The following is a 26,298-nucleotide window of genomic DNA, read 5'->3' as shown; positions in this document are numbered from 1 at the left end:
TTTTTATCCGCCACGCTGTTCGTAACCTTCGACGTCTTCGCCAGTGAGTTTATGGCGGAGGTATTGCTTGAGACGATTGATCTGAGCTTCATTCCATCCATCAACATCTGCAACATCAATCCAGGCATTAACATAGTCTTCCGGTGCATAAACATGGCCGTAGCCCATTGGGGTTGTGGTTGCAAAAGCCATATCAAGCGCAAGCTGAAGCATTGTCACAACTGGATACCACCGCAATTTTGGCGAGACATCAAAACCACGTGGCGTGTTCATCCATTCGGGTTGCCGATAAAGCGCATGGCTGTCAAAAAAGACAACAGCATCGCTGGCATACTGCAGATAAACAATTCGAAGCGGCCCCCATCGATCACCATTACCGGGTGCTTCGCCTTTTTGGTTCATGAAGCGGGCAAACGCTCCATCGCGAAATACGGGAAGCCATTCCGGCGTGCCTTCATTTCGGTCCCGAGTGAGCAGCTTCCAGTCGCGGCTTGGAAAGGGCGGCCCCGCCCATAAGGCACCATTTATTGGGTCTTCAAGCATTTCAAATAAAGCGACTGACTTCTCGGAGTTCATAGCGCCTAAACTCAAGCCATATAGATAAAGCCTTGGACGCTGGTCTTTTGGCAGTGTTTTCCAATAATTATAAACGGTTGTGAATAGAGCTCGTGATGCTTCGGCACCATATTCGGGCTGAAAGAGCAGTGATAACGGGCTGTTGAGATAAGAATATTGCATAGCAATGCTCGCGACATTGCCGTCATGTAGAAATTCGAGGCCGTCCATTGCAGCAGGATCAACCCAGCCAGTGCCCGTAGGAGTGATAATGACGAGAATTGAACGGTCAAACCCGTTCTGTCGCTTTAACTCTGCCAACGCGCGCTCGGCACGTTGTTTGGGCGCGTCAGCGACATTCAATCCGGCATAGACACGAATTGGATCAACAGCATCGCGTCCGGTAAAGGATGATATCTCTTCCGCCGCAGGACCAGACGAAACAAATTCACGTCCGGCACGCCCGAGTTCATTCCATGCTAAAAGGGATGTGGCACTTCCTGTCTTGCGGCTTTCTTTTGGCTGAGGGCGGTCTGGCTCAATCAGTGCATCAAACTCGCGAAATGAGCGGTCAAGCACTTCAAAAGTCGATTTGATGAGAAGGCCGTTCGCAATTGTCCATATCAAAACAATTGTCAGTGTGATGCCGACGACATTTGACACTCTGCGCGGCACGAGGCGATGTGTCATTCTAGAAATGAAAAGCCCAAGCCAAATGAGCGCGCGTGTTAAAAGCAGCAGGACAAGAAATGTAACAATTGCTAACCCGCACACGCTTGCAGGGTAGGCGCTTGGGACAGGCTCCATGCTCATGACAGAGCGGACAGAATTTTGCCATTCAGCGGAAAGATAGAGCGCTGCTAGCGCAACTGCGAGACATATAAGGCCGATAAAGATGTTAACTCGCCGCCGCAACCGTTCACGCGGCTCTGGAAGTTCGAGGTAACGCCAGATCAACCGCCAGAAAACACCCAATCCATATCCTGATCCAAAGGCAACACCACACAGCACGCCTTGCATCACATAAGTTCGGGGTACAAGGCTTGGCGTCAGTGCTGCCGCGAAGAACAAAGTGCCGAGTGCCAATCCGATCCCGGATAAGGAATGACGAAAGCGAAAAAATGCTTTGGCGATAAAGGACATGAAAAACCGATACGCTAGAATGGGTTACGCTGACAGCCTACAATATCATTCTAGAAATCCATATCAATTTCTAGAATCAATTGATTTTTCGATGGACGTCGTCCGCCGCGTGATTCTGTCTTTCTGAATGGCTGGATTGCCAATTTTATTCTTTTGATGGTGTTTTTTAGCGTTGGAATGTCTGTGTTGGATCGGCTTGGTATGGAATTTGTACGGATATGACTATTTTTTTGAATTTATGTTGGAGAAACTTGATTTTATGGTGTTGACCAATTCAAAAGTCGCCCGTATGTTCCGCCGCACTTCCTGGGGTTAAATACTCCATTAGGGAGCGCGTAGCTCAGCCGGTAGAGCAACTGACTTTTAATCAGTAGGTCCAGGGTTCGAATCCCTGCGCGCTCACCAAAAATATCCAACAATATCAAATGTTTGAGCGTGGTGTGGTAACTTTAGCCATGTGCCGCGAATGTTCAGGAATTTCCTAGAAAAACACGCATTTTCGGGATAGCGCGGGGAATCGGCGGCACATGGTTTGGCACACGGCACACGGTTTACGCGGCGTGCTCTGCTTCCAGATTTTCCATCCATTTTTTGAGGCTTGATCGACGAGCCGCTACTGTCCCACCGAGCTTAAAGCTAGGCATAATTTTATCGTAGACTAGCCTATAGGCTTGGCGCCTCGTAACGCCGAGATACTGAGCAATAGGCTCTACGCCCATGAGCAGATCGGCTTCGTTATCGTTTTCATGATGCATGTTGATTCCCTCATTGTTGTTAAATTGTTTGGAACAAAGATTCCTGGTCGGCGTTGTTGCCGCAAGTTCCCTTCCTAAGGATATCGAAATGTCGGTTTTTAACAGCACGGCTCATAATTTTTACTACCTCTCCGAGCAACAAAACGGCCTATGGGAAGTAAGGGAAACGGTCACCAAGCAGCCGGTATCTCTGAACGGTCAATTCTGCTGTTCACTTAAAAAGCGAGACGCTGAAGAACTGATTGAGTATCTGAATGGTTTGGATGCATCGCTAGCAGCATAAGCCATGGTCACTCCCCGCCTTTCAGGGTTTGGCGACGACGCTCAATCATTTCAGCAACTTCTGACAAGTTGTCGTCTGTCATGCAGAAATCACGATCAGGTAAACCCGGCGTTCTAACTAGAACAGTGATCTTACTGCCCGATTTGAAGCAAGCGAGTATCTGATCCATAGCGCCCGCCGTTATGTGGGTTGCATCTTCCAGCTTCATTCGCTCTGCTACCCTAGTGCGGATGCGTTGAGCATGGCGCGCCAAAGGCCACGGTTGCGCGGGTGTGTCTCTGTCGCGGTTACATGCTCATCCCATGTGTAACCGGCTTCTAGAACAGCCTCTGTCGGCTCCTGTAGAGCATCGAAAACCGTATTAATCGCCGCTTCTGCTTGATCTAATGGAAGCAGCTTGACCGCTTCCTCCGAGGGGGCTCCAGCGCGTATCAACGTATCGACAAGCTTTGCTGTGTCTGGCTTCATCCGCCTTGCAGCATTTTCTATGAGCGTCTGACGTTCCTTACTCGCCATGGCTGGCCTCATACTGCTTCCAAGTTGGTGACATAGACTGCAAGCGCGTCCGGTGAGGTTCGGGGCAAACTTTCCAGCCTATCCACGATAAGGCTTTGAATACTTTCCAACGCAGTTCATTGATCATGGCTTGCTGGCCTCCTTTGCGCGCAAGACTTCAGCGTGTGCCGTGTAAACCTTCTGGATGGTCGCTAAAGGTATCTCGCCTTCAAACTTTTCATCGTGTTTTTGCATTAGGGTTACGGCATCGAAAAGGTCCTCCAACGCCTGCGCACGCGGGGATGGGGACAGATTCGATTCAACCTCTTTGTAGAGCCGGTAAACCTGGTCGCCGGAAAGGGTCCAGCTTGTGGACGCTGCATGACATGCGGCCTTAAGCTCCTGCTCACTGACCAACATAACGCACCTCATCACCAACAACGACGGCACGCCCCGTTGCCGACAGACGGCGAGCAACGGGTAGGGGGATGCCAGCGCTTCCGACAGAAGCGCGGCCTATGCGCTGCGGGCCTAGCCGCAACGCGTTGAGATATGCAGCGTCGATACTGTTGCCGCGTCTATCTGGGGCGTGTGTGTCCATCACGCTGCCCTCCGCTTGAAAGGACGACGATTGTCGTTTGCCGGTCGCACGCGGCGCATACGGAACTTCTCGCCCGTTTTGCGCGACACGTCATAGGCGATGTCTTTGATCTTCGCGGCCGTCGTCGGGTCGCTCGCGCGGTACCAACGGGCAATCGAAAGGATTGCTGCTGCTGTGGTGCCCTGAGCAATGAACTCGTCGGCGGTAAGGATGTGTCTTGCGGACATTATTGGTGCTCCTCGTGTGGTTTTGGTAAGCGTGACGACCCGTGGCGTGAAAACGCGTGGATCGTCGATGATTTGGAAATCCTGGGGCGCTCCGCCCCGTCGCTATCTTTCGCGGTAAATCATGTGACGACGAGTCCCACAGCGCCGACGCCGACAACAACGCAAAACCCTACAACAACCGTCATCTCAACGGCTTCGCGCGCTGCGTATCGTATCCAAGGCATGGGACGAGCGTGCTTCTTTGTGCGGTAATCCGGGCGCCGCATTGGCTCATCGCTGCCTGCACGAGCAGCGTCTGTGTGCAGGTCGGGTTCCATGTCGGCGAGCATTTCCAGCAGGGCGCGGTTCATCACGCAGCCTCCGCAAGCTCGGGGTCTTCACTAGCGACAGTCTCAACGCTGGCACCAGCCTCGCGGAGTTCGGCGAGAAAGAAATCATGGTTAGACGAAGCAATCGCGCCACTCGTCTGGAAAACTTCAAAAGTTTCGCCCGGGCAGAGCTTGGCAAGGCGTGTTGCCTCAGCCAGCGCTTGCTCAAAAGAGCCGTGCTCATAAGGCAGGGTAGTGGCTACGCTGACGCGGCCGGTTAGTTTGCCGCGGCGGAATACAAAGAATCCGCCGCCGATTACTTCGTTCTTGCGAGGTGCTGGCGATCTTCTTCTTCTTCTCGGGGTTTTCGCGTTCGTCATTGGGTTACTCCTCGTGTTTGGTTGGTTCAGCAGATCGAGCTGGTGAGGCTGTCTTCGTGCTGTTCTGTCACCTTTATATGCTTATCAGTCACCTAATGTCAACACGATCGATGACAAAAACACATCAACGAAATTCACAGGGTTAACCAAGCATGAATAATGTTCTTGAAATGTTCCTATAATGATGGAATCCTAAATTAGGAGTAGCGCGTGTGAGGTCTCATGTTCCCGTTGTTTGTGGTTCAGTGTTTTATTCAGGGGCGATGGGGTGTGGTTCCCGACACTCCAATCCATGTTGATACAGAAGATCATGCCTGTGTTTCGGCGTGGAATATTGACCCCACTAGCGGGTGAATACTTATTCAATTTTGACCCCTGCTAGATTTCATCCGAGTATCTGACTTTTAGTCAGCGGATGGAGTAGGGAGTTGAAAAGAGTGGATACGATTGCTCGTGTCCGGCGCGCCTTCCATGTTCAAGGCTGGTCGGTAAAGAAGATCACCAGAGAGCTTCATGTTTCTCGTAATACGGTTCGCAAAATACTGCGATCTGATGCGACTGAGTTTTCTTACAAGCGTGAACATCAGCCCTTACCGAGAATGGAGCCTTGGAAGGGGGACGTTGAACGTTTTCTTGTTTCCAACGAAGGTAAGGCATCTCGTGAGCGGTTGACGCTTATCCGCATTTATGAAGAAGTTCGGTCGCTGGGCTATGAAGGCAGCTATGACACGGTCCGCCGCTATGCCAAGTCCTGGTCTAAGAAACGCGGATTAGTGACAAGTGACGCTTATGTTCCGCTCTATTACGCGCCAGGCGAAGCTTATCAGTTTGATTGGAGCCATGAGATTATTCGTCTCAATGGCGTGACGACAACGATCAAAGTTGCGCACGTTCGATTGTGTCATAGCCGGATGATGTTTGTGCGGGCCTACATGCGCGAAAGCCAGGAAATGGTATTCGATGCACATGACAAAGCTTTTGTGTTTTTTCGTGGCGCTTGCACGCGCGGCATATACGATAATATGAAAACCGCTGTTGATGCCATTTTTGTCGGGAAAGAGCGGCAATATAACCGTCGGTTCCAGCAAATGTGCTCTCATTACCTTGTTCAGCCTGTTGCCTGTACTCCGGCATCAGGTTGGGAAAAGGGACAAGTCGAGAACCAGGTGGGCTTGGTTCGAGAGCGTTTTTTTACACCGCGTTTACGGGTCAAAAGTTTGGAGGAGCTCAATGTCTGGCTCCTCGATAAATGTATCGCTTATGCAAAAGCACATCGTCATCCTGAACAAACGCAGCGCATGATTTGGCAGGTATTTGAGGAAGAACGCAAAAGTCTTGTACCCTATATTGGCCCATTTGATGGCTTTCACTGCGTTTCAGCGTCCATATCAAAAACCTGTACCGTCCGTTTTGACAACAATAAATACTCGGTTGTTTCGACTGCAGTTGGTCGCCCTGTAGAGGTTCATGCCTATGCAGATCGGATTATCATCCGGCAGGATGGTGTGAAGGTCGCAGAGCATACGCGTAGCTTTAATCGAGGAGAAACGGTCTATGACCCATGGCATTATGTGCCTGTTCTTGCTCGAAAACCTGGCGCTCTACGCAATGGTGCTCCTTTCCGCGATTGGGTTTTGCCAGCTGCAATGGAGAAAATCCGCAAACGTTTGCAGAGCGCTCACGATGGTGATCGGCAGATGGTCACCATCCTCGCATGTGTACCTTCCGACGGATTGGCAAATGTCGATGCTGCATGCCAGGAAGCGCTTGATCATAACGTTTGTTCTGCGGCGGTTATCATCAATATTCTCGCACGCAGTCGAGATCCCGCTCCTGCTCCAACACTCCAAATCCCAGAAGCACTTCGATTGATGCATGAACCAATCGCCGACTGTTCACGCTATGACAGCCTTAGGAGGGCAAGCTGATGGAACGCACGCAGGTACTTGAACTCATGGGAACGCTGAAGCTCTATGGTATGCGCAGCGCCTATGACGAGGTAATGGGGAATGGCATAAAACGGCAGCACGAACCGCCACGTATTGTGGGTGAGTTGTTGCAGTCGGAAATTGCAGAGAAGCAAGCACGTTCCATTCGATACCAGCTCAGCATTGCCAAATTACCTCTTGCTAAAGACATTGAGGACTTCGACTTTACCGGCACCCCAATCAACGAAGGTTTGGTTCGCGAGCTGGCCACAGGCATTTTTGCGAGCGATCAAAGAAATGTCGTTCTGGTTGGTGGCACGGGAACGGGAAAAAGCCATCTGGCCATTGCCATTGCGCGCGCACTCATTCGCAATGGCACACGTGGCCGTTTCTTCAATGTAGTTGATCTGGTCAATCGCCTTGAAACTGAAACACGCAACGGGAAGCAGGGCAGAACCGCGGAATATCTCAACCGTCTCGACTTCGTTATTCTCGACGAGCTGGGTTACTTGCCATTCGCTCAGGCAGGAGGACAGTTGCTGTTCCACCTTATAAGCAAGCTCTACGAGCGAACCTCAATTATCGTTACGACCAATCTGGCGTTCGGCGAATGGCCCACCGTCTTTGGTGATGCCAAAATGACAACCGCACTTCTAGATCGCCTAACGCACCATTGCGAAATCGTAGAGACAGGCAACGATTCATGGCGCTTTAAAAACCGCTCTCAAAGCTAAAGCCGAAAGAGCTAATCACCCGCACTTGGCCTACCCTTTGCAACCCCGGCCAGCGTCGGGCAGGCCAAGTGCTAATCCGTAATTGGGGGGTCAATATTGGATAAGTAAAGGGGGTGAATATTCCGCTCCGATTGACAATCATGCCCTCAGGCTGGCTCATCGATTGGCATGCGAAAAGCCTGCCGTCCTTGCTATATATAGATGGAACAATGAAACGCAGATCATCGCAGCTATCGGCCGTGTACCTGATAGCGCGCTTGAGGCTGTAGTTAATGGTTAGCTTTAACGGGTGTTATACTTGCCAACGACGCGATGACAGACCGGCCAATCCGCGCGAAATTCCTTGAATTCCTTATGCGGGTTGTACTGTTCCAACATCCATTCTCGGTCATTGAAGCCTATCAAGCGTTTGATGATCGCCTCATTCTCATCCATTGCGCTCGTGTGATAAAGAATTACGTCTTCATCTCGCACTGGCGGCAAATTCGGGTTTACAAGCGCAGTTTCGCCCGGGCGGTAGGCGGGAATCATGGATTCCCCAGACAATAGAAGGCCGTAACCACCCTTAACGCCCTGTAGGACGGCGGGCATTTTCATATAGCTGATTGGATCAAAGGTGATGATGACGTGACCATCGCCCCCCTTCGCTGCGGCGTAAACAGGCAGGCCGCGTTCTTGGCTTACAAGCTGATCGCCGGGGATGGGTGCCGGTGTGAACGTATCAGCAATAGGCTTAGCTGATGTCGCGGCCATCTCGCCATTACCAAAGGCAAGCCAATCTTCATTCAGATCCAGCGCACGAGCCAAACGGGCGACAAACTCAACGCTCGCGCCACGTTTCCCGCCTTCCAAAAGACTAATCGACGACTTGTCGCGCCCAATAAGAGCCGCAAGGTCAGCCTGACTCATTCCCTTAAGGTCACGCGCCGAACGAAGGCGCTGCGCGAAATCTTTGTCCATGATGTGCTTTTCGCATATTGTTGTGAAAATGTAACGTGCGAAAATGTCACCACATGTTGACATGGATGCGAATCTGTCATATATAGGTGTCATCAACCGGCGCACAAGACGCTGGACAGTTCGAAGGAGGGCCTACCTCATGATGCCAGAGAACATCCTCCCAAGGATATCGGCACTCAACAGATAGACGCCGCGCTGAAGCGCAATAGAAACTCAGGAGAGAGCAAATGAATAAAACCGCCGACAGAAGCGAACCGACTCTCATTGCAGTGCCGCCGTAGGATTAATAGGAACGCTGCTGACCTGAATAGGGTCAGTGGCGCTTTCGGCATTCCTGTATGTCGAAAGATTTAAAGGCGGAGTTTATGAGCCGGCACCACCCGCTGCTCGCTCCGCCTCGTAATCCCAGCGCTTACACGAGGAGGGCTTGCACCACTTCTACACGCTGGTTTCCTTCGCAGGTACCACCCCGCGCAGGACAACAGATGGCTTCACCAAGGCCATTTGTCAACCAACACCACACACGAGGAGAGCATGAGAGATTATGAAACCATAGAAGAAGTGCATCGCATGCACGACGTTGGCGCCAACCCGACTGAAATCGGAAATGCGCTTAGCCTGCCCAGGTCGACCGTAGCGTCAATTCTGCGTCGACCAATTCCTAAATCTACAGCTGACCGCATTGTTGTGCGATGTGTTTCGAACGGTGGATGGTCCACGGCCAATCACTGCGTCAGTTATATCGCAATGCCACGCATTCGTGCGCTGGAAGCCGCGAACGACAATTACGAACAGCCGGGCGCAATCGCAGCCTGAGCCACGTTGGCCGTGTCGGAGTTATAAATCTACGTATTTTTGACCGGCCACAGATCAACCTCCTGACAGGAGGAATATCAATGAAATCCCATAACTTGCGTGAGCCGCACAAGGCTTACCAAACCAAATTCACGCGGACTGGTGAGCGGGATACGACGAACCGCAAGCCTTATCGAACGGTCGCGCAGAAGCTGCTTGCCCGCGACACTGCCGTCCTTAAAGACGGTCGGTACGTTTCAAACGCACCTGTGTCCTTCAGCAGAACGAAGCGGGGTGCAGCGTGACTTGCGAATGCGGTGATTGCTGGGATCTACCCGGCTCAATTGTGACCCACAAGCTGACAGGCTGGAAGGGCATCATCATCGGCGACCGAGATGGCTGCATGTTCCTCACAGTGCGGTTCTGGATACCAAGCACTGGCCTTGGGACGATCGAGGTTTCGCGCTTCGAAGTTGAACCACCCGCTAATGATGGCGACGGCGGTGGCGGCTCTGAGGTCGGAACAGAAGAAGACAATGTCATTCCGGTCGATTTCACCAAGGGCGTGAAACTTACCAAGAACACCAAAACACGAGGAGTAGCTTGATGGGTAATGTGAAAGTTGGAGATAAGGTTAGAAGCCTGGTAACACAGATCGACGTTCGCGCAGGCGAGCTTTACGAGGTAAAAACCGTCGATGATGGTGATGTTTGGGTCATCGATGACGTTGGCGACGATTTTTATTTGACGGCAGATGAGTTCGAAATTCTGCCGGTTGAGGAGGCATCGGAAGATAAGCCAGCTTTCAAGGTTGGCGATCGGGTGCAAATGATTGCCGATTCACTACCTTGGTACAGGACTGGTGAAATCGCAGAGGTCATCAGGGCTGATGGTGGCGACAACGATTGTTACGTTCGATTTGATACGCATCGAATGGCTGATGATTGCTGGTATGCGAAATGGGATCATCTCAAATTAGCCCCCCTCAAAATCGAAGCAGGCAAATACTACTGCACGCGTGATGGCCGTAAGGCTGGGCCATTGATGGCACGAAATAATGATTCATATGCATTTGCTGCTGATATAGCCGGTGATATCGGGATCCGCATCTTCCAGAAAGACGGTGTTCACGGCTCACGCTGGATAGGCAATGAGCCAAATCTCGACCTCATCGCCGAATGGGTCGACGAGCCTGTCAAGGCGGCTGCTCCGGTCCAGTTCATTCTGCGCAACGATGTATTCTCGTTTGCTCCGGTTGCAAAACCCGCCATCGTTGCGCTGATTGAAAACGGTCAGCCAAAGCCGTCAACAGCTCCATATGTTCACGCCAATGAAACGTTGGCCACGAAGGAAGCCGCACGTCTAGCCAGCCTCCAGAAAGGCAAGGAGTTCGGCGTGTACGTGATGACGCAGAAGGTGAGTGAGCCTGCACCATCCTATAAGCACGAATGGCAACGGTTAGCTGCTAAGGGCGAGAAGATTTCAGCGATCAAAGAGCTGCGATCTGTAACTGGTCTCGGATTGAGGGCGGCAAAGGATGCCGTCGAACACTGGATCGCTCACGACGAGCCGTACTCGCGCATCGCCGCTTAACCAGTAAATCCCACCGATGAACCAACCAGCCCCGCTGCAATCGCGGCGGGGAACGAGGAGGTTATTATGCTCAGATTTCATAAGGACGGTGCCGAATGACGGCGCCTTTCAAAGACTACGCCGTCGAAGACGACCGCATCTTGGAAACACCAACTTCCAGCGTTCTCGGCCTTGGCGATCGCTTCGTCATGGGGCTGGCAGTCGTCGCGGCTTTAGCGCTGGCCATCGGCTTTCTTCATGGGTGCTGTTGTGAACGTCATCACGCCAGCCGGTAATGGCACCGGGAAGATTGCACGTTCGCTGGCTCTGACCGGTTTTACCCTTGGGTTTTTGCTGGTCGTTGCAGGCTTCATTTTCTGGAACGCCGTGCTGCCGTTCTACGGCCTACTTTATTTGTGGGGGAACTAATGGAAACATTCGACAAAATTATTAGCGTTGTCACTATGTTCGTTGGCCTGATCTATATTTTGTTGGGGCGCGTAGACTTGGCAACATACATGATGGCCCTTGCGGCCGCTAATTTCGCAAGAATGGCGGCCTTCAAATGACCTACCCACGGTTCCCCACGCTCGCCACGTCGGCGCCAGTTTGGCTGATCGGCTCGCTTATCCTGCTGGCCATGATGATCGTCATTCAACTTACCCACTAACCACACACGAGGAGTTAATTATGGCTATCAGCCTATCAAGCCTCAAGTCGACGAAGAGAAACGACCCGCCAGTCATGCTTTTGTATGGCGTCGACGGTATCGGCAAGACCAGTCTTGCTGCTGAATTTCCAGATCCGATCTATCTGGCCACAGAAGGCGAGCGACCGCCATCTGATATCGAAATGGCAACGCCAGGCACAATTGAAAGCTTCGACGACCTGCTCAACATTATCGGTGAGTTGCTGACCGTCGAGCACGATCGACGCACCGTGATTATCGACAGTGCCGACGGCCTCGAACCGCTTGTCTGGGCTGCGACATGCACCCGCCTTGGCATCACCAGTATAGAGGAAGCTGGATTCGGAAAAGGCTACGTGGAAGCCGACACCGAATGGAACGAGCTCATGTCTGCCCTGTCGGCGCTCGCGCAAGCCGGTATTTATGTGGTCATCCTTGCCCACCCAGAGATTGTGCGCTTCGACAGCCCGACGACAGATCCTTATTCGCGATACCAGCCGAAACTGCACAAGCGCGCTAATGCACTTGTTCGTGAAAAGTCTGACGTTGTGGCGTTCATGAACTACCGCGTTTCCATCAAAGAAAAGGAAGTCGCGCGCCAGACGAAGGTCGCTCATGCGGAGGGTGGCAAAGAGCGCCAGATACATCTGAATGAAGGCGCGGGCTTCAATGCCAAGAACCGCTATTCAATGCCCGACGCCGTTCCATACCGCAAAGGGCAGGGCTTCACCGAATTGGCGAAGTACTGGCCGGTCTCAGAGCAGGAGGCAGCGTGATGGGGTGGTTCAGTCCAAATCCTATGCAGCTAAAGTTTGGAGAACCTGTCCACCAGATGGCGATAAGGGCGATGATGCAAGGAGCCCTCAAGTTTGACTCTGAGAGCATTCTCACCTGCACATCTTACCATTTCGTCGGTCCACATGGGATTGTTTATAAAGGAAAAGACAAAACATGGCGCCGGTGCGGGGACGTATTAGCAGAAGGAGTTGCCGAACTATGCGAAGAAATTCAGCAGGATTTCAATGAGCGCATAGCGGCACAAGAGAAAGCGCGTGAGTACGCTCGCGAAAAACTTTCCGTTCCGAGCCTTTTTGCATCAGTCACTAAACAGCAGGAGCCCGCATGATGGAAAAAGCACTAGCAGGACTGGTCACGGTTGCCGCTATCCTTTTCTTTGCACCGCTGATCGGCGTTCTCTTTGGCGCGTTTTCGGGATGGGTGGTCGGCTTCTTCTTCACTGAAACTGTGCAGGCATTCTTCACCGCTTTGGGTGTCAATGCTGGTCACTTGTCACTTTGGCAGATTGGCGCTGCGCTTGGATTCATCGGTGGGTTTCTCCGACCCACTGTATTTCGCGCAAAGTCTTAACCTGCGCACTAACCACAACACCAACACAAGGAACTAACACATGGCGAGACTTGGAACGGCGTTTGACGCCACCCAACACGACACGACGCAGTCGGACTATTCCGATCTGCCGAACGGCACATACAAGATGGAAATCGAGGCGGCCGACGTTGCTGCAACGTCGACAGGTAGCGGCACGATTCTGAAAACCACAATGAAGGTGCTTGAACCGGCTGAATATGCTGATCGCAAGCTTTTCAACAACTACAACATCGAGAACAAGAACCCGCAGGCGCAGGAGATCGGCCAACGACAGTTCGCCAGCCTTTGCCGCGCGCTCGAAATGTCTTCGGTAGAAGACACGGACGATCTGCTCTTCAAGTCGTTCACGGTTCGCGTTGCGCTCGGCAAGCCTTCAAAGGACGGCCAATATCCCGCGCGCGCCGAGATCAAGAAGTATTTCTTCCCTGACGAAAACAACGTGCCTGAGCCGAGCATTGACGCTCAGCAGCCTGCGGCGGCAGCGCAGCGCCCAGCAAACGACGACCGTCCTGCAGCGGCAAACAGCAACAAGCCAGCGCAGCCTGCAAAAGCTGCGGGAAGCCGTCCTTGGTCTAAGTAAGCACCAAAAAGCTGCCGGTGCTTTCGCGCCGGTAGCCCACCGAACCGAACATGAGGAGTTTTGTATGGCATACGAATCCGAGCGCAGACAGATCGATGGTGCGCTTCCAATACGCTTTGACGGTGCGTTTGTTGCTGGCGGCGCAGTAACTAGCGTTTTTACTGGAACCAAAATTAATGACGTTGATTTGTATTTCAAATCTCGCAGCGCATTCCAGCGAGGGGTTTATGATGCATATGAGGATGGACTGTGGTGCGTGGCTGCGAGTAAGCGCGCAGTGACCTTCTCTGATCGGAGCAACAATATTGCTCAGCTAATGTATTTTGACTTCTTCCCAAGTGCCAAGTCTATTTTTGACGCCTTTGATTTTACCGTTTGCATGGGTGCGGTTGATCTGGATGCAGGCGCCAACAGCCCAGACTCCGGCTTTGCTTTTCATCCTGACTTTCTGAAGCACAACAGCCAGCGCTTTCTGAAATTCAATGCTGGCACTCGCTATCCACTCGCGTCAGCTACCCGCGTCCTGAAGTATCAACAGCGTGGATACACGATAGGCAAAGGCGACATTATGAAAGTTGCCTTGGCCGTTCGGGGTGTGAAAATTGAAACTTGGGAAGATCTGAAAGACCAGATCGGCGGCGCGTATGGTGACAAGGTTGTGTTGGGTAATGAGGACAAGCCTTTTACCATTGAAGCGGCTATCGAGGCGCTGACTGTGGACGATGCGGAAAGTGAACCATGGGTGCAACCGGCCAACGATAATATGCCGGGCAACGCCGAAGCGCTACTTGAACACCTTGCCGATATCAATGGCATCGAATTTGTTCCGCCTGAGCTTGACGAAGATGGCTGGCCTCTAGCAGCCTAATCTAACCAAGGCGCGGTTACCAGCCGCGCCTAACACCACCAACACGAGGAGAAACCCATGCGGGTAACGCTTGACCGAGCGCAGCTTGCGCACGCCTTGTCGACAGTTACGAAGGCTGTTGAAGCCAGAACGACAATCCCAATTCTTGGCAACGTGCTCTTGTCCACGGACAAAGGACAGCTGAGCATCACAGGCACCAATCTGGATCTGGAAATCAGCACCAGTTTGCCGGTTCTGGATAGCCAGGACGGCACTGTCACGGTTGCAGGCAAGCTGCTTGCGGACATTGCCAAGAAGGCAACCGGCGACATTAGTTTGGAAGCCGACGGCAATCATCTGGTCGTAAAATCTGGCAAGAGCCGTTTCAAGCTTGATACGCTGCCAGCTGCTGACTTCCCGTCCTTCAATCACGGAAGCTTCGACACCACGATCGAAGTGGATCTCGCTTCGCTCGTGCAGGACGTGCAGTTCGCAGTCAGTACCGAAGAAACCCGCTATTATCTGAACGGCGTCTTTCTGGAAGCAAAAGACGGCCATATCGTTGCCACGGCGACAGATGGGCATCGCCTCGCGTCGACACGCATCGAGCAGGACGCCACGTTTGCTCCCGTTATTCTGCCGAACAAGCTGCTGTCATTGCTTCCGACCGGCGTTGTGTCAGTTTCGCTATCGTCAAACAAGGTGATGGTCGAAAGCGGTTCGACCGTCATCGTGTCGAAACTCGTCGACGGTACATATCCGGATTACGAGCGCGTTATTCCAAAGCCGTCGGAGCGTGTCGCTACGCTGTCGGCAAAAGCTCTGCGAGAAGCTGTTGGCCGCACATCAGTTATCGCCAGCGAGCGTGGGCGCGCTGTGCGCTTCTCATTCGCTTCGGATGCTCTGACACTGAATGTCGCTAATCCAGATCGTGGCGACGCGACGGAGGAAATGGAAGTCAATTTCAGCAGCGAGCCGCTGACGATCGGTTTCAATGGTCAGTATGTCACGGACCTTATGGCGGCGTTTGGCGCGGATGAAATCACAATGTCGATGGCGGACTCCGGTTCGCCTGCGCTGATCACGTCGGCGAGCAGGCCGGGGTACAGGTGCGTAATTATGCCGATGCGCGTGTAGGAGAATGGCACCACTCCCCAAACCACAATCTACAACCGTCGGCGCGATCTATGCTGCGTACGAGGCCCAGGCGAAATCCTGGGACTCGTGGGGCATAAGCGTGGGCGAGGCGGGCACGGAATGCGATAGGGCGCTTTGGTATGGCTTCCGCTGGGCATCGGCTCACGAGGTCCATAGCGGCCGCCAGCTGCGCTTGTTTGAAACTGGTAACATCGAGGAAGAACGGCTCGTCGCTGATCTCGAGAGCATCGGCGTCGACGTTTACGGGCAGCAAGACAAGATCCGGCTTGTGTCGGGCTTTGTGCGGGGCAAGTGCGATGGCAAAGCAATGAATGTGCCTGAAGCGTCGAAGATAGAACACCTGTTAGAGTTTAAATCGAGCAATGCCAAGGGTTTCGCGCTGATTGTTAAGGACGGCTGTCAGAAAGCGAAGCCACTCCATTATGCGCAGTGCCAGCTTGGAATGCATGCCTTCGGGTTGAGCCGCTGTCTTTATCTGGTGTCATGCAAAGACAGCGACAGCCTTTATTCCGAGCGCATCGAGTACGATCTGGAATTCTGCCTGCGACTGGTAGCGCGCTGCGAACGTATCGTGTTTTCGGACACGCCGCCGAGCAGGATTAGCGAAAACCCAGAGTTCTTTGGATGCATGTTCTGCAAACATAAGGCGGTCTGTCATCACGACGCACAGCCGCGAGTGAACTGCCGAACCTGCCTTCATGCTCAACCTGAAAGCGGCGGTGATTGCCATATCTCGTGCGCACGATGGGCAAAGCCTTTGTCGATCGACGAACAGCGCGACGGTTGCCCGGCGCATTTGTACCTACCGGGCATGGTGAATGGTGAGCAGGTCGATGTCGACGAAGAAGAAGAGACGATCACGTATCGTATGAAGTCGGGAGAGGTTTGGGTGGATGGCTCTAAGGGTTAGGACCAGTATTGGGAAAGCTCACGAAACTCATGGTCTAACCGGTCTCTCAGTGACTGTGCTTGAAGTTGAAGTATTCGATATCGATTACGTAAATCTAACTCGTCGTCGTGCCCAAATAGTGCTTGTGAAACGACTGGATTGTTCCATTTAACGATTGAAAAGAATAAACAAACCCGGGGGCTAGTACCTTGGTGGCCCTGTCAATGTAAGTATCGTCAAATGGGCCAATATTAAACCCGTCGACGTCAGGATCGCGGTTGGCTAGTTGTTCATCGAATGTCATGCATAGCATTGAGCTGCACCAATCAGAGGCCGCTATCATAACGTCAACCTGCTCTTTGAACGACCGTCTAATGCTGGCCGCATGCTGCCGACGATTAGCATCCAACTGCTGCTTTGCGACCACGACAGCAACAAGAACCGGGATACCCGCAAGGATTGTTCCGTAGTCCTTCACAAGCAACAAGAACGCTTCTCCGAAGGTCGGCAGCTTCGCATAGAGCGCACCAAAGACCATCGCGCAAACACCGACATAAACAGCTGTCGCCACGTACAAAATCGACGAAGAAAACTGCTCGTTTTCTTTTTCTGCATTCTCTTTATCAGACAAGGTAACGCCCCCAACATGCTAACCTTACGAAACTACCAGTCAGAAGCAATAGACGCCGTATTCGACTATTGGCAAGAGGAGGCAGGCAATCCGCTTGTTGATCTTGCAACGGGCTGCGGCAAGTCGTTGGTTATGGCGTCATTGATCCAGCGCCTCGTTGAAGGTTGGCCTGATATGCGCGTGATGGTCGTTACCCACGTCGCGGAGCTTATCGAACAGAATTATCTGGAATTGCTGGGCGTATGGCCATTTGCGCCTGCAGGTATCTATTCGGCGGGTCTTGGTCGCCGTGATGCACGCAGTCAGATTGTGTTTGCAGGCATTCAGACGGTTCACAACAAGGCTCAGCAAATTGGACACGTCGACGTGCTCATGGTCGACGAGTGCCACCTGATCCCAATCAACGGCAACACGATGTATCGCAAGTTCATCGATGCGCTGCTTGAGATCAATCCGGATATGAAGATCCTCGGCCTGACTGCCACACCTTACCGGCTGGACAGCGGCCGCTTGGATGAAGGCGCGGATCGTCTGTTTGATCAGATCGTCTACACCTACGGCGTTGCAGACGGTATCCGCGACGGCTTCCTTGCTCCGCTCACAAGCAAACCAACGGCTACAGAATACGACGTCAAAGGCGTCGGGAGGCTTGGCGGAGATTACAAGCAGCGAGCGCTGGAAGAAGCAATCAATCGTACTGACCTTAATGACGCGGTCGTTTCTGAGATCATAGCAAAGGGTTCCGATCGTCGTTCCTGGTTGTGTTTCTGTGCCGGCGTGAAGGCTGCGCTGGACGTGCGCGATGTGTTCAGATCGCGCGGCATTACGTGCGAGGCCGTAACGGGCGATACGCCGAAGGAAGAACGCCGCCGCATCCTTGAGGACTTCAAAGCATACCGTATCCAGTGCGTGACGAACAATTCAGTACTTACGACAGGATTCAATCATAAGGGCGTTGATTTAATTGCATTTATGCGCCCGACTCTATCTTTAAGTTTGTACGTCCAAATGGCGGGGCGTGGCACTCGTCCTCTCTACAGGGCAGGTGCGCCACTGGATACGGTAGAGGAGCGTCTATCAGCTATCGCGGCAGGCCCCAAACGTAATTGCCTCGTCCTCGACTTCGCGAAACTCGTCGACCGGCATGGTCCTGTCGACATGGTCGAGCCGAAAGCGCCAAGCGCTGGTAATGGGGAGCCGCCAATCAAGATCTGTCCGACCATGCCTGACAACAACGGGGCGGTCGGTTGCGGTGAGAAGGTGCACATCTCGCTGATGAAGTGCCCATGCTGCGGATATCACTTTCCGCCGAATGAGGATGAGAAGCTCACACGGCAGGCCGCCGACGTTCCGATTGTTAGCACCGCCGAAGCAGAATGGCGCAAGGTGACCGGAAGGACGTTTCATTTTCACGAAGGCAAGGGCGACAAGCCGCCGTCGGTCAAGTGCAGCTACATCGCAGGCTATACGCAGATCAATGAATGGCTTTGCCCGCAGCATACGGGCTTTGCACAAACAAAGGCGCATCGATGGTGGACGCAGCACGGAGGCCAGCGACCTTTCCCTAAAACGGTCATGGAATGGCTAGAGCGTCAGCGCGAATTGCTCACCACCGACGAAATTAGCGTGATCCCGAACGGCAAATATTGGAACGTGAAAGACGTGCGGGCTAGAGACGTAGGAGATAACAACAACGTACCGGAGCCTGCGAACGATAATGTGTCTGTCGGGTTATCGGAGCTGCTGGACGATGAGATCCCGTTTTGAGGCCCGTATCGCGCTTTGGGCGGGGGGCTTGGGGTGCGCGATACGGGTGCCGCCCTGCGAGCAGGGTGCCAACAATAAGTAGGTACGAGCGCTGGATTCAGAAATGACAGTTTGTTGCAATTGCAAATTGTTAGTGCAGCAACCAAAAAAGTCGCCCTGCAGCTAGAGCTGTCAGAGCGACTGCGTACGGCGCCCCCACCCGGAAGCCAATACGCAATTCAAGCGTAACATCAAAGGCATGCAAGTAAAAGTTACATTTACTTTAGATTCCTGTTGCACAGACTGACGACGCCACCACAATGAGCATCACTCGGCCTCACCAGCCAACCACACGAGGAGAAACCATGAAGAATATCGACGCAGATAGGTACGATCCGTACAACGCCAGACCTTCGGCGCAGGCAGGACACAACAACCCGCCGACCTCCGCATATGAGACGATCAAGCAGGAAATCGAAGACCTGTTCGACGAGGCGAAGAACTTCGCAGACGGCGAAGCGATCGACAATCAGGCCCTCGCCGACGCTGTGACCGAGCTCCATGACAAGCTGCATGAGGCTGGCAATCGTGCCGATACCGCACGCAAGACTGAAGCCAAGCCACACGACGACGCCAAAGCTGAAATCCAGGCGCGTTACAACAAACTGATCGGCAACACTAAGACGTCAGGCAAGGGCAAGGTCGTGCTTGGTAAGGAAGTGCTGCAGGGGCTCCTGACCCCTTGGCGCAATAAGGTTGCCGCCGAAAAGGAAGCTGCTGCTCGGCTGGCAAGAGAAGAAGCTGACCGCGTAATCCGCGAAGCGCAGGAAGCCATGCAGGCGAGTGCTGGTAATCTGGAAGCGCGCGAGCAGGCAGAGGAACTGGTCAAGGAAGCGAAACAAGCTGACCGTTGGGCGAAGCGCGAAGACAAGGCGGCAACGACTGGCGCTGGCCTTCGTTCGGTATGGCATTGTGATCTGGTCGACGAAGGCGTCGCGCTTGATTGGGCATATGGCCGTGCGCCAGACCGTTTCAAAGCTGTCGTGCAAGTAATGGCTGAGGAAACCGTGCGCGCCGGTGTGCGTCAGGTGCCGGGCTTTAACGTGCGTGAGGAAAGGGTGGCGTGGTGAGGACCAAGATAGATCCGGCTGATTATGTGCCGCGCATAAAAAGCTTGCGCGAGCACGGGATAGGGCTCGACGAGGCAAGGAAACAGGTAGACCGTGAGTACCTGATGAACGCAATTGATAACGCGTCCAACTTCTATGAACTGCGTGGTGTAATGCGCGCCTGCATGGAGAAGGTGTTGTGACCAACTACGGCGATCAGTTCATGAAATGACCCGAATGCGGCGGCACGGCAGAAGCGGAATGTGTTGACGTCGGGGTAGGCCTGTACATCCGCGACGAATACGAATGCCCGTGCGGTTACAATTCAGCGGCTGATGGACGGATGAATGTCGCCACCTATGATGATTGGTTTCCAGACCTGACACTCTCGATTGCTGCCGTGCAGCAAGGGGTCGCCGTTCCGCGTTGCAGTGAATGCGGAGAAACGCAGTTAATGACACCACACGGGATTTTCTGCTCCAACGGCCACGGTGGCGCACCCATCCTTTAACTTACAGCCCGCCAGCCACCAACTGGCGGGTTACCACACACGAGGAGAGAATGAATGCAGGAAGATCTGCCACGGGCCAATATTGCGCCAAGCGCAACAGTTGGCGACGCCACTATATATCAAGCTGATTGCCGCGATGTGCTCAGATCGTTGGCGGATAATTCCATCGACAGTATTGTAACGGACCCGCCTTATGCTCTTGTCAGTATCGTCAAGCGCTTTGGAAAGCCTGGGAGTGCACCAGCAAAGGGCAACGAAGCTTATCAGCGAGCTTCGGCGGGCTTCATGGGCAAGTCGTGGGATACTGGAGAAGTCGCGTTCAGCGAAGATTTCTGGCGTGAATGTCTGCGGGTGTTGAAGCCCGGCGGACACGTCGTCGCGTTCAGCGGTACACGCACTTATCACCGCATGGCTGTAGCGATCGAGGATGCTGGTTTTGAAATCCGAGATCAGCTTGGTTGGCTGTATGGATCGGGCTTCCCCAAAAGCCATGATGTTGCAAAGCAAATCGACAAAAGTGCCGGCTTCTGGCGCGGGAAAGCCGGTGCAATCAAGGATAATACTGTTGGTCAGGTTGCTAAAGGCACCGAGTATGAGCGCACTGAGAAGGGTGAACCCATTACCGACGAAGCTCGCGAATGGCTAGGATGGGGCACAGCATTGAAACCGGCTTGGGAGCCTATCGCCTTGGCGCGAAAGGCGTTGTCTGGCACCGTTGCCGCGAATGTCCTTTCCCATGGTACGGGTGCCATTAATATCAATGGAACACGTATTCCCGCGGGCAATGAGCATGAACCGGATCGCTGGCCCGCAAACATCGTCCATGACGGCAGCGATGAGGTTCTTTCGGCATTTCCCAATGATGGTGATCCAGCTCGTTTCTTCTACTGCGCCAAAGCAAGCCGGAAGGATCGGGATGATGGGCTTGATGGGTTTGAACAGAAATTGGTAGCCTCCGCGCTTGCAAGGGTTACTCAACTCGCAGGGGAAGAGGCAACTTGCATCAGTGGCACTAAGAATACTCGTGCCAACACGCACCCAACCGTCAAGCCTACAGACCTGATGCGCTGGCTATGCCGCCTCATCACGCCGACAGGTGGCATCATTCTAGACCCATTCATGGGCAGTGGATCGACGGGCAAGGCCGCTCTACTGGAAGGCTTCAAATTTATCGGATGCGAGCGTGAGGAAGAATACATGCCGATCGCACATGCGCGTATTGCAGCGACTCTGCGCCCTGTTGTTGCGAAAACGCGGCCAAGTGTGGTCAACGACAACGAGCCAATAGATTTATTTAGTCGTGTAGCCTGATTGAAAGCAGTCGGGTGAAATGCCAGCATAGCGCATCGTCAAACCGGGGGTGCGTCATGCTCAAGAAACAGTCCAAAGTTCCACATCACGATCAGCTCTTTTGGCCGGTGGTCAAAGCGTTCAGAGATTTGGGTGGCTCTACGGATAAAGACCAATTGGTTGAGAAAGTTTCCGAAATCATGACACTTTCCGATGAAGTTGTGGCTATCCCGCACAAGGACGGACCACAATCAGAACTAAGCTATCGAGTTGGTTGGGTTCAGTCTTGGTTGAAGTGGGCCAAGGCGCTGGACAATCCTAAGCGCGGAGTTTGGGTATTAACTCCGTATGGACGCTCAGCAACGCAGCAAGAAATCGAATCGCTCCCTGCCTTACGGCGTGCTTCCTTATCCAGCAAAGCGAAGAATAAGGTCAGCGAAGCTGAACAGGTGGACGAAGATGTTGTGGAGGCAGAAGAAGAAACACAATGGCAAAATGAACTTCTGAACACACTGAAAGCTATGCCGGCAGATGCTTTCGAGCGTTTGACGCGACTTTTGCTTTTGCAGCTAGGCTTTTCGCATGTGGAAGTGGTGGGACGTAGCGGAGATGACGGCATAGACATCCTTGGACAGGTGCAAGTCAACAGCGTTCTTTCGTTCCGTGTCCTCGCTCAATGCAAGCGGTTTAAAAATACAGTTGGTGCACCAGACGTTCGTGATTTTCGTGGTGCAATGCAGGGTCGGACAGATAAGGCCCTTTTTGTGACTACTGGCCGCTTTACAGCCGACGCGAAACGTGAGGCGACCCGTGACGGGGTTCCTGCCATTGACTTGATCGATGGAGAAAGGCTGGCCGTTCTGCTGAAAGAAATGGGGATGGGCGTCAAGACAGAAATGGTCGAGAAAGTAAGCGTGGTCCGGGAATTTTTTGATGACGTGTAACTCAGCCAAGGACATTTGCCACGTCTGCTTCCGCCACGCTGTGGGACTCGGCGTGCAGGAGGGCAAAGAACCGATCCGTTGGCTATGCAAGGAGTGCGCAGACATTGCCGAGCATATCCGCACACGCCGCAGGCTCGACCCTTACGAATTGCGCGCCCTTGATACCGGCGTTGAGGCGGTTGGGGCCTTCCTTGGCTCCATAGGCAAAACCGACCTTGCAGACTGCGATGAGCTAGAAGCACGCATGCTGGTGAAAGCCGCATGGGAAGGCTGCGGGCTAGGAATGCGGGAAGCACTCAAAGAAGCACCATTTTAGGAAGGGCGCCGTTTTGATGAAACACGACGACAGCCGCGGACTAGTCATTCTGCTTTGCAACCTGACGGACGCCATGGCAACCCCATGGGCGGAAAATGGCTATAACGTTCTTATGGTTGACCCGCAGCACGGTATGACGCATCAGGACGGACGTATAACGAGGTTCGCTGGAACGGTGCTTGAAGCCGCGCCACTGCTAGCGCATCACATTAGGGAAAGTAACATCGTCTTTGTGGCGGGTTTTCCACCATGCACGGACGTCGCTGTCAGCGGCGCTAGGTGGTGGGAAGAAAAGCGCGCCAAAGATCCATATTTTCAAGCGAAGTCTTCTATCGTAGCGGAGCAATGTCGGATGACGTGCCTGTTGTCAGGTGCGCCGGGATTCTTCGAAAACCCAGTATCAGCTTTCAGTAAAATATTCGGAAAGCCAAGCCATACGTTTCACCCCGCCGATTACACTGCACTTTGCGCAGGCGATAACTATGTCAAACGGACCTGCCTGTGGGCGTTCAACGGGTATAAAATGCCACCTCAGCAACGTGACAATAGTTTAGGGGTGCCTGACACTCGAATATGGACGGTGCCGCCGGGGCCTGAACGCGCCAACATACGAAGCGCTTTTCCGATGGGGTTCTCGATAGCAAACTACTTAGCAAACGCACCCCATCTGCGGGCAGCCAATGACAATTATCTAGGTAGCAGCTGTGTGGCGTGACGGTTAAGAACCTCTTTTTCCCTCATAAAGCGGTGCCCATTCGCCGATAAGTGCTGCTTCGAGCGTATTCATCGCGCTCTGAGGCGTGTTTATAGGAAGAAGAAAGTCGATCCTCACGGTATTCTTTTTGATCCATTCATTCACTGTTTCTAGAGTGAAGTTCACATCAGGGATTGGTGATCTATCGCAGATGCTTCTGGCCAACGTGCTGCTTAGCGCTGGAATCACATTGTAATGATGGAAGCTGTATCGTGCCTGATTATTCTGGCTTACTTGGCCGACCTTCAACGTGCGGAGATTTCCTTGGAGGTGAAATGAGTAAAGAGCTTTGCGGTTCTTAGGGAGCGAAGGAACTTTCCCGTCTTCATGTTCCCAAACGCGCTGCTCCACACTTAGCCCATCAATGTCGCTAAAGTGCTGAATAATCTTGTTATTTATAAACGCTAGAGACTTCTGCGCCTTGATTGCCAGAGGCGATTTCACAGATCGTTTGAAAAACATGCACCCACCCCATTAATGACGGAGATTTTATGCATATTTTGCAGGAACTCAATACCGACCCAATGCTCGATGTTGCGCTGTCGTATCAGGCGCAAAACTGGCCAGTATTTCCCTGCCGCCACTGCGACGAGAAAATCATCGATCCACAAACCGGCGAAATTGAAATCCTCGCTACTAAAACGCCTCTGACATCAAACGGGTTCCGTGGAGCAACGCTAAACGAGCGCATTGTTCGCGAATACTGGCGCCGCAATCCCTCCGCTATGATCGGGGTGCCAACCGGTGCCCCGATTGGCGCATGGGTGCTCGATATCGACCCGAAACACGGCGGTGACGAAACACTTGCAGCGCTGGAGGCTGCACACGGCGCGCTGCCTGCAACACTGACCGCAGAAACCACGAGCGGCGGCCGTCACTATTTCTTTCGTCATCGTCAGGGCGTTCGCAACCGCGGCGCGCTTGGCTCCGGCGTCGATGTGCGCGGTGACGGAGGGTATGTCATTGCAGCCGGGAGCGTACCGGAGGTCGGCCTGCCTTATCGCTGGGTGTCTGAGCAAGAGCCGGTCGACGCGCCAGAATGGTTGCTGGAGCTTGTGCTGCCGCGCTCATACGAAAGCACTTACACCGCGGCACCGTCTGTCAGCGGCAAGATCAACGACCGTTATGTCGAGCGTGCAGTTCAATCCGAGCTGGACGATCTTGCGCTTGAACCGATGGGCAACCGCAACAACCGCCTGAACGATGCTGCGTTCCGCTTGGGCACTTTTGTCGGGGCTGGCGCTCTGGCTGAATCCGAAGCACGCGCCCTGCTGCAAGATGTGGCACGAGGATGGGGCCGAGATTGGCCGCGCTGCGTCAAGACCATCGACAACGGCTTGGCAGCCGGTGCGCGCAGCCCGCGTAGTGTGCCGCAGAATGACAACGACAACACACGTCTGGTGGATATCAGCCGCATGATTGCCAATGGACTGGCCAAAGCTGAGGCGCGCACTGATGCTGTTGACGAGCCAGTTTCGAGATTTGATTCATCTACAAGCGAACCGGAGCAAGCCACTGAAAACAAACGAGCAATCATCGCGACGCCTTTCGTTTGGAAAGACCCGGCGACGCTACCACGGCGCGAATTTGCGTTCGGCAAACACTTCATTCGGAAGTATGTCTCGGTGACAGTCGCGCCGGGGGGGCTCGGCAAAACTGCGAACAGCATCGTCGAGGCGCTGGCCATGGCGTCAGGTAAAGCGCTCAATGGCACGAAGCCTCCGAAGCGTCTAAAGGTGTGGTTGTTCAATGCCGAAGATCCGCGCGACGAGCTTGAGCGCCGTATCATGGCGGCATGCATTCATTTCAATCTGAAGCCAGCTGATATCGATGGGCATCTGTTTCTGGACACAGGCCGCGAGCAGGAATTGGTCATTGCGATCGACGACAAGAAAGGCGTGCGCATTCAGGAGCCAGTTGTTGAAGCTGTCGTTGAAACGATCTCTGAGCTCGGCATTGACGTGATGATTGTTGATCCGTTCGTGTCGACGCACCAGGTGAATGAAAACGACAACGGTGCAATCGACAAGGTGGCAAAGCTCTGGGCGCAGGTCGCGGATCGCACGAACTGCTCAATCGACATCGTGCATCATCTGCGCAAGGTGAGCGATCGTGAAGCGACTGTAGAAGATGCACGCGGTGCAGTTTCGCTGATCGGCGCAGCGCGTTCGGTACGCGTGCTTAACCGCATGTCGGAAGCGCAAGCCAGCGAGGCCGGCCTTACACACGAAGCGCGGTTTTCATATTTCAGCGTGGTCTATGGCAAGTCCAACTTGTCGGCGCTGTCGCACAAGGCTGACTGGCGGAAGCTGGAAAGTGTCGCGCTGGGGAATGGGCAAGGCCTGACCAAGCCTCAGGATCATGCACCGGTCGTGACTTCGTGGGCATGGCCGACGAGCGAGGAAGTTGCAGAAACGTTGACTGCAGACGAACGCGACGCAATCCGTGGTGTTGTGAACGGCGGCATGTATAAGCCAGCACCGCAGGCAAAGGATTGGGTTGGGCGTGCCGTTGCGTATGCGCTGCAGCTGGACGTCGATGAAGAGACCGACAAGAAGCGTGTCGGGATGATCACCAAGGCGCTGTTCGCGGAGGGCTTCTTAATGAAGGTGGAAGACCGAGATCCTGTTCAGCGCAGGGCGACGACGTTTGTTCGAGCGGCGTAAAGACGCATAAAATTGGGTAGAAAAAACTTTTGTGAAAGCTACAG

At 53.4% G+C, this 26,298-nt stretch carries 35 protein-coding genes and 1 tRNA gene; 24 read left to right on the top strand and 12 right to left on the bottom strand.

The window, feature by feature from the left end:
• Positions 1–3: 3 nt before the first annotated feature.
• Positions 4–1,698, bottom strand: a complete 1,695-nt coding sequence (locus RI570_RS17575) for an alpha/beta-hydrolase family protein (protein WP_313829952.1) — start codon at positions 1,696–1,698, stop codon at positions 4–6.
• A 329-nt stretch (positions 1,699–2,027) separates the two neighbouring features.
• On the opposite strand from RI570_RS17575, the gene RI570_RS17570 reads away from it, so the two are divergent.
• Positions 2,028–2,103: transfer RNA gene (locus RI570_RS17570), tRNA-Lys, on the top strand.
• 146 nt (positions 2,104–2,249) lie between these two features.
• On the opposite strand, the gene RI570_RS17565 is transcribed toward RI570_RS17570, so the two are convergent.
• A complete protein-coding gene (locus RI570_RS17565) occupies positions 2,250–2,453 on the bottom strand; it encodes a helix-turn-helix domain-containing protein (RefSeq protein ID WP_313829951.1) in 204 nt (67 codons plus the stop codon).
• A gap of 88 nt (positions 2,454–2,541) precedes the next feature.
• Here RI570_RS17565 and RI570_RS17560 point away from each other — a divergent pair, with 88 nt between their 5' ends.
• Positions 2,542–2,736 carry a hypothetical protein gene (locus RI570_RS17560; RefSeq protein WP_313829950.1) on the top strand — a complete coding sequence of 65 codons (195 nt, stop codon included), beginning with the start codon at positions 2,542–2,544 and terminating at the stop codon, positions 2,734–2,736.
• A 7-nt stretch (positions 2,737–2,743) separates the two neighbouring features.
• Here the strand turns inward: RI570_RS17560 and RI570_RS17555 are convergent, their stop codons facing one another.
• The 7 genes from RI570_RS17555 to RI570_RS17525 all read right to left on the bottom strand — a co-directional run bounded on the left by RI570_RS17555 (position 2,744) and on the right by RI570_RS17525 (position 4,747).
• A complete protein-coding gene (locus RI570_RS17555; RefSeq protein WP_313829948.1) occupies positions 2,744–2,944 on the bottom strand; it encodes a hypothetical protein in 201 nt (66 codons plus the stop codon).
• 8 nt (positions 2,945–2,952) lie between these two features.
• The gene (locus tag RI570_RS17550) at positions 2,953–3,252 is read right to left on the bottom strand and encodes a hypothetical protein (protein ID WP_313829947.1); all 300 of its coding nucleotides are present in this window, start codon (positions 3,250–3,252) and stop codon (positions 2,953–2,955) included.
• A 123-nt stretch (positions 3,253–3,375) separates the two neighbouring features.
• Entirely contained in the window at positions 3,376–3,651 is a 276-nt protein-coding gene (locus tag RI570_RS17545; protein ID WP_313829945.1) for a hypothetical protein, read from the bottom strand.
• Positions 3,638–3,832: a hypothetical protein gene (locus RI570_RS17540; RefSeq protein WP_313829944.1), complete on the bottom strand. Its 195-nt coding sequence runs from the start codon at positions 3,830–3,832 to the stop codon at positions 3,638–3,640. Before RI570_RS17540 ends, RI570_RS17545 begins: the two co-directional genes overlap by 14 nt.
• A complete protein-coding gene (locus RI570_RS17535) occupies positions 3,832–4,059 on the bottom strand; it encodes a hypothetical protein (RefSeq protein ID WP_313829942.1) in 228 nt (75 codons plus the stop codon). The genes RI570_RS17540 and RI570_RS17535 overlap by 1 nt, the downstream gene beginning before the upstream one ends.
• Before the next feature lie 119 nt (positions 4,060–4,178).
• On the bottom strand, positions 4,179–4,409 hold the full coding sequence (locus RI570_RS17530) for a hypothetical protein (protein WP_313829941.1): 231 nt from the start codon (positions 4,407–4,409) through the stop codon (positions 4,179–4,181).
• Positions 4,409–4,747, bottom strand: a complete 339-nt coding sequence (locus tag RI570_RS17525; RefSeq protein WP_313829940.1) for a hypothetical protein — start codon at positions 4,745–4,747, stop codon at positions 4,409–4,411. The genes RI570_RS17530 and RI570_RS17525 overlap by 1 nt, the downstream gene beginning before the upstream one ends.
• Before the next feature lie 428 nt (positions 4,748–5,175).
• Here RI570_RS17525 and istA point away from each other — a divergent pair, with 428 nt between their 5' ends.
• Positions 5,176–6,675 (top strand): IS21 family transposase, encoded by a 1,500-nt coding sequence (gene istA, locus RI570_RS17520; RefSeq protein WP_313829939.1) that lies wholly within the window; start codon positions 5,176–5,178, stop codon positions 6,673–6,675.
• Positions 6,675–7,409, top strand: coding sequence for an IS21-like element helper ATPase IstB (gene istB, locus RI570_RS17515; protein ID WP_313829938.1), 735 nt, complete (start codon positions 6,675–6,677; stop codon positions 7,407–7,409). Before istA ends, istB begins: the two co-directional genes overlap by 1 nt.
• Positions 7,410–7,691: 282 nt before the next feature.
• Here the strand turns inward: istB and RI570_RS17510 are convergent, their stop codons facing one another.
• Positions 7,692–8,369, bottom strand: a complete 678-nt coding sequence (locus RI570_RS17510; RefSeq protein WP_313829936.1) for a helix-turn-helix domain-containing protein — start codon at positions 8,367–8,369, stop codon at positions 7,692–7,694.
• Between the two features lie 534 nt (positions 8,370–8,903).
• On the opposite strand from RI570_RS17510, the gene RI570_RS17505 reads away from it, so the two are divergent.
• The 12 genes from RI570_RS17505 (at position 8,904) to RI570_RS17450 (ending at position 16,308) form a co-directional block, all read left to right on the top strand.
• Positions 8,904–9,185 (top strand): hypothetical protein, encoded by a 282-nt coding sequence (locus RI570_RS17505; protein ID WP_313829934.1) that lies wholly within the window; start codon positions 8,904–8,906, stop codon positions 9,183–9,185.
• Positions 9,186–9,265: 80 nt separating this feature from the next.
• A complete protein-coding gene (locus tag RI570_RS17500; protein ID WP_207441655.1) occupies positions 9,266–9,469 on the top strand; it encodes a hypothetical protein in 204 nt (67 codons plus the stop codon).
• Positions 9,466–9,771, top strand: a complete 306-nt coding sequence (locus RI570_RS17495) for a hypothetical protein (RefSeq protein ID WP_313829932.1) — start codon at positions 9,466–9,468, stop codon at positions 9,769–9,771. Before RI570_RS17500 ends, RI570_RS17495 begins: the two co-directional genes overlap by 4 nt.
• Positions 9,771–10,757, top strand: coding sequence for a ribosomal protein L7/L12 (locus tag RI570_RS17490; protein ID WP_313829930.1), 987 nt, complete (start codon positions 9,771–9,773; stop codon positions 10,755–10,757). Before RI570_RS17495 ends, RI570_RS17490 begins: the two co-directional genes overlap by 1 nt.
• A gap of 237 nt (positions 10,758–10,994) precedes the next feature.
• Positions 10,995–11,165: a hypothetical protein gene (locus tag RI570_RS17485; RefSeq protein ID WP_313829928.1), complete on the top strand. Its 171-nt coding sequence runs from the start codon at positions 10,995–10,997 to the stop codon at positions 11,163–11,165.
• Positions 11,165–11,305 (top strand): hypothetical protein, encoded by a 141-nt coding sequence (locus tag RI570_RS17480; RefSeq protein ID WP_313829927.1) that lies wholly within the window; start codon positions 11,165–11,167, stop codon positions 11,303–11,305. The genes RI570_RS17485 and RI570_RS17480 overlap by 1 nt, the downstream gene beginning before the upstream one ends.
• Positions 11,306–11,426: 121 nt before the next feature.
• The gene (locus RI570_RS17475) at positions 11,427–12,200 is read left to right on the top strand and encodes an ATP-binding protein (RefSeq protein ID WP_313829926.1); all 774 of its coding nucleotides are present in this window, start codon (positions 11,427–11,429) and stop codon (positions 12,198–12,200) included.
• Positions 12,197–12,550: a hypothetical protein gene (locus RI570_RS17470; RefSeq protein ID WP_313829925.1), complete on the top strand. Its 354-nt coding sequence runs from the start codon at positions 12,197–12,199 to the stop codon at positions 12,548–12,550. The genes RI570_RS17475 and RI570_RS17470 overlap by 4 nt, the downstream gene beginning before the upstream one ends.
• Entirely contained in the window at positions 12,547–12,792 is a 246-nt protein-coding gene (locus tag RI570_RS17465) for a hypothetical protein (protein WP_313829924.1), read from the top strand. Before RI570_RS17470 ends, RI570_RS17465 begins: the two co-directional genes overlap by 4 nt.
• A gap of 40 nt (positions 12,793–12,832) precedes the next feature.
• Complete coding sequence (locus tag RI570_RS17460; RefSeq protein WP_313829923.1) at positions 12,833–13,393, top strand: DUF669 domain-containing protein; 561 nt, start codon at positions 12,833–12,835, stop codon at positions 13,391–13,393.
• A gap of 925 nt (positions 13,394–14,318) precedes the next feature.
• Entirely contained in the window at positions 14,319–15,377 is a 1,059-nt protein-coding gene (gene dnaN, locus RI570_RS17455; RefSeq protein ID WP_313829922.1) for a DNA polymerase III subunit beta, read from the top strand.
• A gap of 4 nt (positions 15,378–15,381) precedes the next feature.
• The gene (locus tag RI570_RS17450; RefSeq protein ID WP_313829921.1) at positions 15,382–16,308 is read left to right on the top strand and encodes an oxidoreductase; all 927 of its coding nucleotides are present in this window, start codon (positions 15,382–15,384) and stop codon (positions 16,306–16,308) included.
• A 94-nt stretch (positions 16,309–16,402) separates the two neighbouring features.
• Here the strand turns inward: RI570_RS17450 and RI570_RS17445 are convergent, their stop codons facing one another.
• A complete protein-coding gene (locus tag RI570_RS17445) occupies positions 16,403–16,918 on the bottom strand; it encodes a hypothetical protein (protein WP_313829920.1) in 516 nt (171 codons plus the stop codon).
• Positions 16,919–16,933: 15 nt separating this feature from the next.
• On the opposite strand from RI570_RS17445, the gene RI570_RS17440 reads away from it, so the two are divergent.
• The 7 genes from RI570_RS17440 to RI570_RS17410 all read left to right on the top strand — a co-directional run bounded on the left by RI570_RS17440 (position 16,934) and on the right by RI570_RS17410 (position 23,549).
• Positions 16,934–18,685 (top strand): DEAD/DEAH box helicase, encoded by a 1,752-nt coding sequence (locus RI570_RS17440; RefSeq protein WP_313829918.1) that lies wholly within the window; start codon positions 16,934–16,936, stop codon positions 18,683–18,685.
• Between the two features lie 344 nt (positions 18,686–19,029).
• On the top strand, positions 19,030–19,794 hold the full coding sequence (locus RI570_RS17435) for a hypothetical protein (RefSeq protein ID WP_313829916.1): 765 nt from the start codon (positions 19,030–19,032) through the stop codon (positions 19,792–19,794).
• Entirely contained in the window at positions 19,788–19,976 is a 189-nt protein-coding gene (locus tag RI570_RS17430) for a hypothetical protein (protein ID WP_313829915.1), read from the top strand. The genes RI570_RS17435 and RI570_RS17430 overlap by 7 nt, the downstream gene beginning before the upstream one ends.
• Positions 19,977–20,338: 362 nt before the next feature.
• The gene (locus RI570_RS17425) at positions 20,339–21,595 is read left to right on the top strand and encodes a site-specific DNA-methyltransferase (RefSeq protein ID WP_313829913.1); all 1,257 of its coding nucleotides are present in this window, start codon (positions 20,339–20,341) and stop codon (positions 21,593–21,595) included.
• Positions 21,596–21,651: 56 nt separating this feature from the next.
• Complete coding sequence (locus tag RI570_RS17420; protein WP_313829912.1) at positions 21,652–22,518, top strand: restriction endonuclease; 867 nt, start codon at positions 21,652–21,654, stop codon at positions 22,516–22,518.
• The gene (locus RI570_RS17415) at positions 22,508–22,834 is read left to right on the top strand and encodes a DUF6511 domain-containing protein (protein WP_313829911.1); all 327 of its coding nucleotides are present in this window, start codon (positions 22,508–22,510) and stop codon (positions 22,832–22,834) included. The genes RI570_RS17420 and RI570_RS17415 overlap by 11 nt, the downstream gene beginning before the upstream one ends.
• Positions 22,835–22,847: 13 nt before the next feature.
• On the top strand, positions 22,848–23,549 hold the full coding sequence (locus RI570_RS17410; RefSeq protein ID WP_313829910.1) for a hypothetical protein: 702 nt from the start codon (positions 22,848–22,850) through the stop codon (positions 23,547–23,549).
• A 3-nt stretch (positions 23,550–23,552) separates the two neighbouring features.
• On the opposite strand, the gene RI570_RS17405 is transcribed toward RI570_RS17410, so the two are convergent.
• Positions 23,553–24,050, bottom strand: coding sequence for a hypothetical protein (locus RI570_RS17405; protein WP_313829909.1), 498 nt, complete (start codon positions 24,048–24,050; stop codon positions 23,553–23,555).
• 29 nt (positions 24,051–24,079) lie between these two features.
• On the opposite strand from RI570_RS17405, the gene RI570_RS17400 reads away from it, so the two are divergent.
• On the top strand, positions 24,080–26,254 hold the full coding sequence (locus RI570_RS17400) for a bifunctional DNA primase/polymerase (protein WP_313829907.1): 2,175 nt from the start codon (positions 24,080–24,082) through the stop codon (positions 26,252–26,254).
• Positions 26,255–26,298 lie beyond the last annotated feature (44 nt).

Source organism: Brucella pseudogrignonensis, from assembly GCF_032190615.1.
Taxonomy (GTDB): domain Bacteria; phylum Pseudomonadota; class Alphaproteobacteria; order Rhizobiales; family Rhizobiaceae; genus Brucella; species Brucella pseudogrignonensis_B.
Note: the sequence above shows the minus strand (reverse complement) of the source record. Positions and strands in the feature narration are given on the sequence as shown.

Bases quoted from the DNA above. Each gene is read 5' to 3' on its own strand.
- RI570_RS17575 (WP_313829952.1), bottom strand. From the start codon at position 1,698: ATGTCCTTTATCGCCAAAGCATTTTTTCGCTTTCGTCATTCCTTATCC.
- RI570_RS17565 (WP_313829951.1), bottom strand. From the start codon at position 2,453: ATGCATCATGAAAACGATAACGAAGCCGATCTGCTCATGGGCGTAGAG.
- RI570_RS17560 (WP_313829950.1), top strand. From the start codon at position 2,542: ATGTCGGTTTTTAACAGCACGGCTCATAATTTTTACTACCTCTCCGAG.
- RI570_RS17555 (WP_313829948.1), bottom strand. From the start codon at position 2,944: ATGAAGCTGGAAGATGCAACCCACATAACGGCGGGCGCTATGGATCAG.
- RI570_RS17550 (WP_313829947.1), bottom strand. From the start codon at position 3,252: ATGGCGAGTAAGGAACGTCAGACGCTCATAGAAAATGCTGCAAGGCGG.
- RI570_RS17545 (WP_313829945.1), bottom strand. From the start codon at position 3,651: ATGTTGGTCAGTGAGCAGGAGCTTAAGGCCGCATGTCATGCAGCGTCC.
- RI570_RS17540 (WP_313829944.1), bottom strand. From the start codon at position 3,832: ATGGACACACACGCCCCAGATAGACGCGGCAACAGTATCGACGCTGCA.
- RI570_RS17535 (WP_313829942.1), bottom strand. From the start codon at position 4,059: ATGTCCGCAAGACACATCCTTACCGCCGACGAGTTCATTGCTCAGGGC.
- RI570_RS17530 (WP_313829941.1), bottom strand. From the start codon at position 4,409: ATGAACCGCGCCCTGCTGGAAATGCTCGCCGACATGGAACCCGACCTG.
- RI570_RS17525 (WP_313829940.1), bottom strand. From the start codon at position 4,747: ATGACGAACGCGAAAACCCCGAGAAGAAGAAGAAGATCGCCAGCACCT.
- istB (WP_313829938.1), top strand. From the start codon at position 6,675: ATGGAACGCACGCAGGTACTTGAACTCATGGGAACGCTGAAGCTCTAT.
- RI570_RS17510 (WP_313829936.1), bottom strand. From the start codon at position 8,369: ATGGACAAAGATTTCGCGCAGCGCCTTCGTTCGGCGCGTGACCTTAAG.
- RI570_RS17505 (WP_313829934.1), top strand. From the start codon at position 8,904: ATGAGAGATTATGAAACCATAGAAGAAGTGCATCGCATGCACGACGTT.
- RI570_RS17500 (WP_207441655.1), top strand. From the start codon at position 9,266: ATGAAATCCCATAACTTGCGTGAGCCGCACAAGGCTTACCAAACCAAA.
- RI570_RS17490 (WP_313829930.1), top strand. From the start codon at position 9,771: ATGGGTAATGTGAAAGTTGGAGATAAGGTTAGAAGCCTGGTAACACAG.
- RI570_RS17485 (WP_313829928.1), top strand. From the start codon at position 10,995: ATGGGTGCTGTTGTGAACGTCATCACGCCAGCCGGTAATGGCACCGGG.
- RI570_RS17480 (WP_313829927.1), top strand. From the start codon at position 11,165: ATGGAAACATTCGACAAAATTATTAGCGTTGTCACTATGTTCGTTGGC.
- RI570_RS17475 (WP_313829926.1), top strand. From the start codon at position 11,427: ATGGCTATCAGCCTATCAAGCCTCAAGTCGACGAAGAGAAACGACCCG.
- RI570_RS17465 (WP_313829924.1), top strand. From the start codon at position 12,547: ATGATGGAAAAAGCACTAGCAGGACTGGTCACGGTTGCCGCTATCCTT.
- RI570_RS17460 (WP_313829923.1), top strand. From the start codon at position 12,833: ATGGCGAGACTTGGAACGGCGTTTGACGCCACCCAACACGACACGACG.
- dnaN (WP_313829922.1), top strand. From the start codon at position 14,319: ATGCGGGTAACGCTTGACCGAGCGCAGCTTGCGCACGCCTTGTCGACA.
- RI570_RS17450 (WP_313829921.1), top strand. From the start codon at position 15,382: ATGGCACCACTCCCCAAACCACAATCTACAACCGTCGGCGCGATCTAT.
- RI570_RS17440 (WP_313829918.1), top strand. From the start codon at position 16,934: ATGCTAACCTTACGAAACTACCAGTCAGAAGCAATAGACGCCGTATTC.
- RI570_RS17435 (WP_313829916.1), top strand. From the start codon at position 19,030: ATGAAGAATATCGACGCAGATAGGTACGATCCGTACAACGCCAGACCT.
- RI570_RS17425 (WP_313829913.1), top strand. From the start codon at position 20,339: ATGCAGGAAGATCTGCCACGGGCCAATATTGCGCCAAGCGCAACAGTT.
- RI570_RS17420 (WP_313829912.1), top strand. From the start codon at position 21,652: ATGCTCAAGAAACAGTCCAAAGTTCCACATCACGATCAGCTCTTTTGG.
- RI570_RS17415 (WP_313829911.1), top strand. From the start codon at position 22,508: ATGACGTGTAACTCAGCCAAGGACATTTGCCACGTCTGCTTCCGCCAC.
- RI570_RS17405 (WP_313829909.1), bottom strand. From the start codon at position 24,050: ATGTTTTTCAAACGATCTGTGAAATCGCCTCTGGCAATCAAGGCGCAG.
- RI570_RS17400 (WP_313829907.1), top strand. From the start codon at position 24,080: ATGCATATTTTGCAGGAACTCAATACCGACCCAATGCTCGATGTTGCG.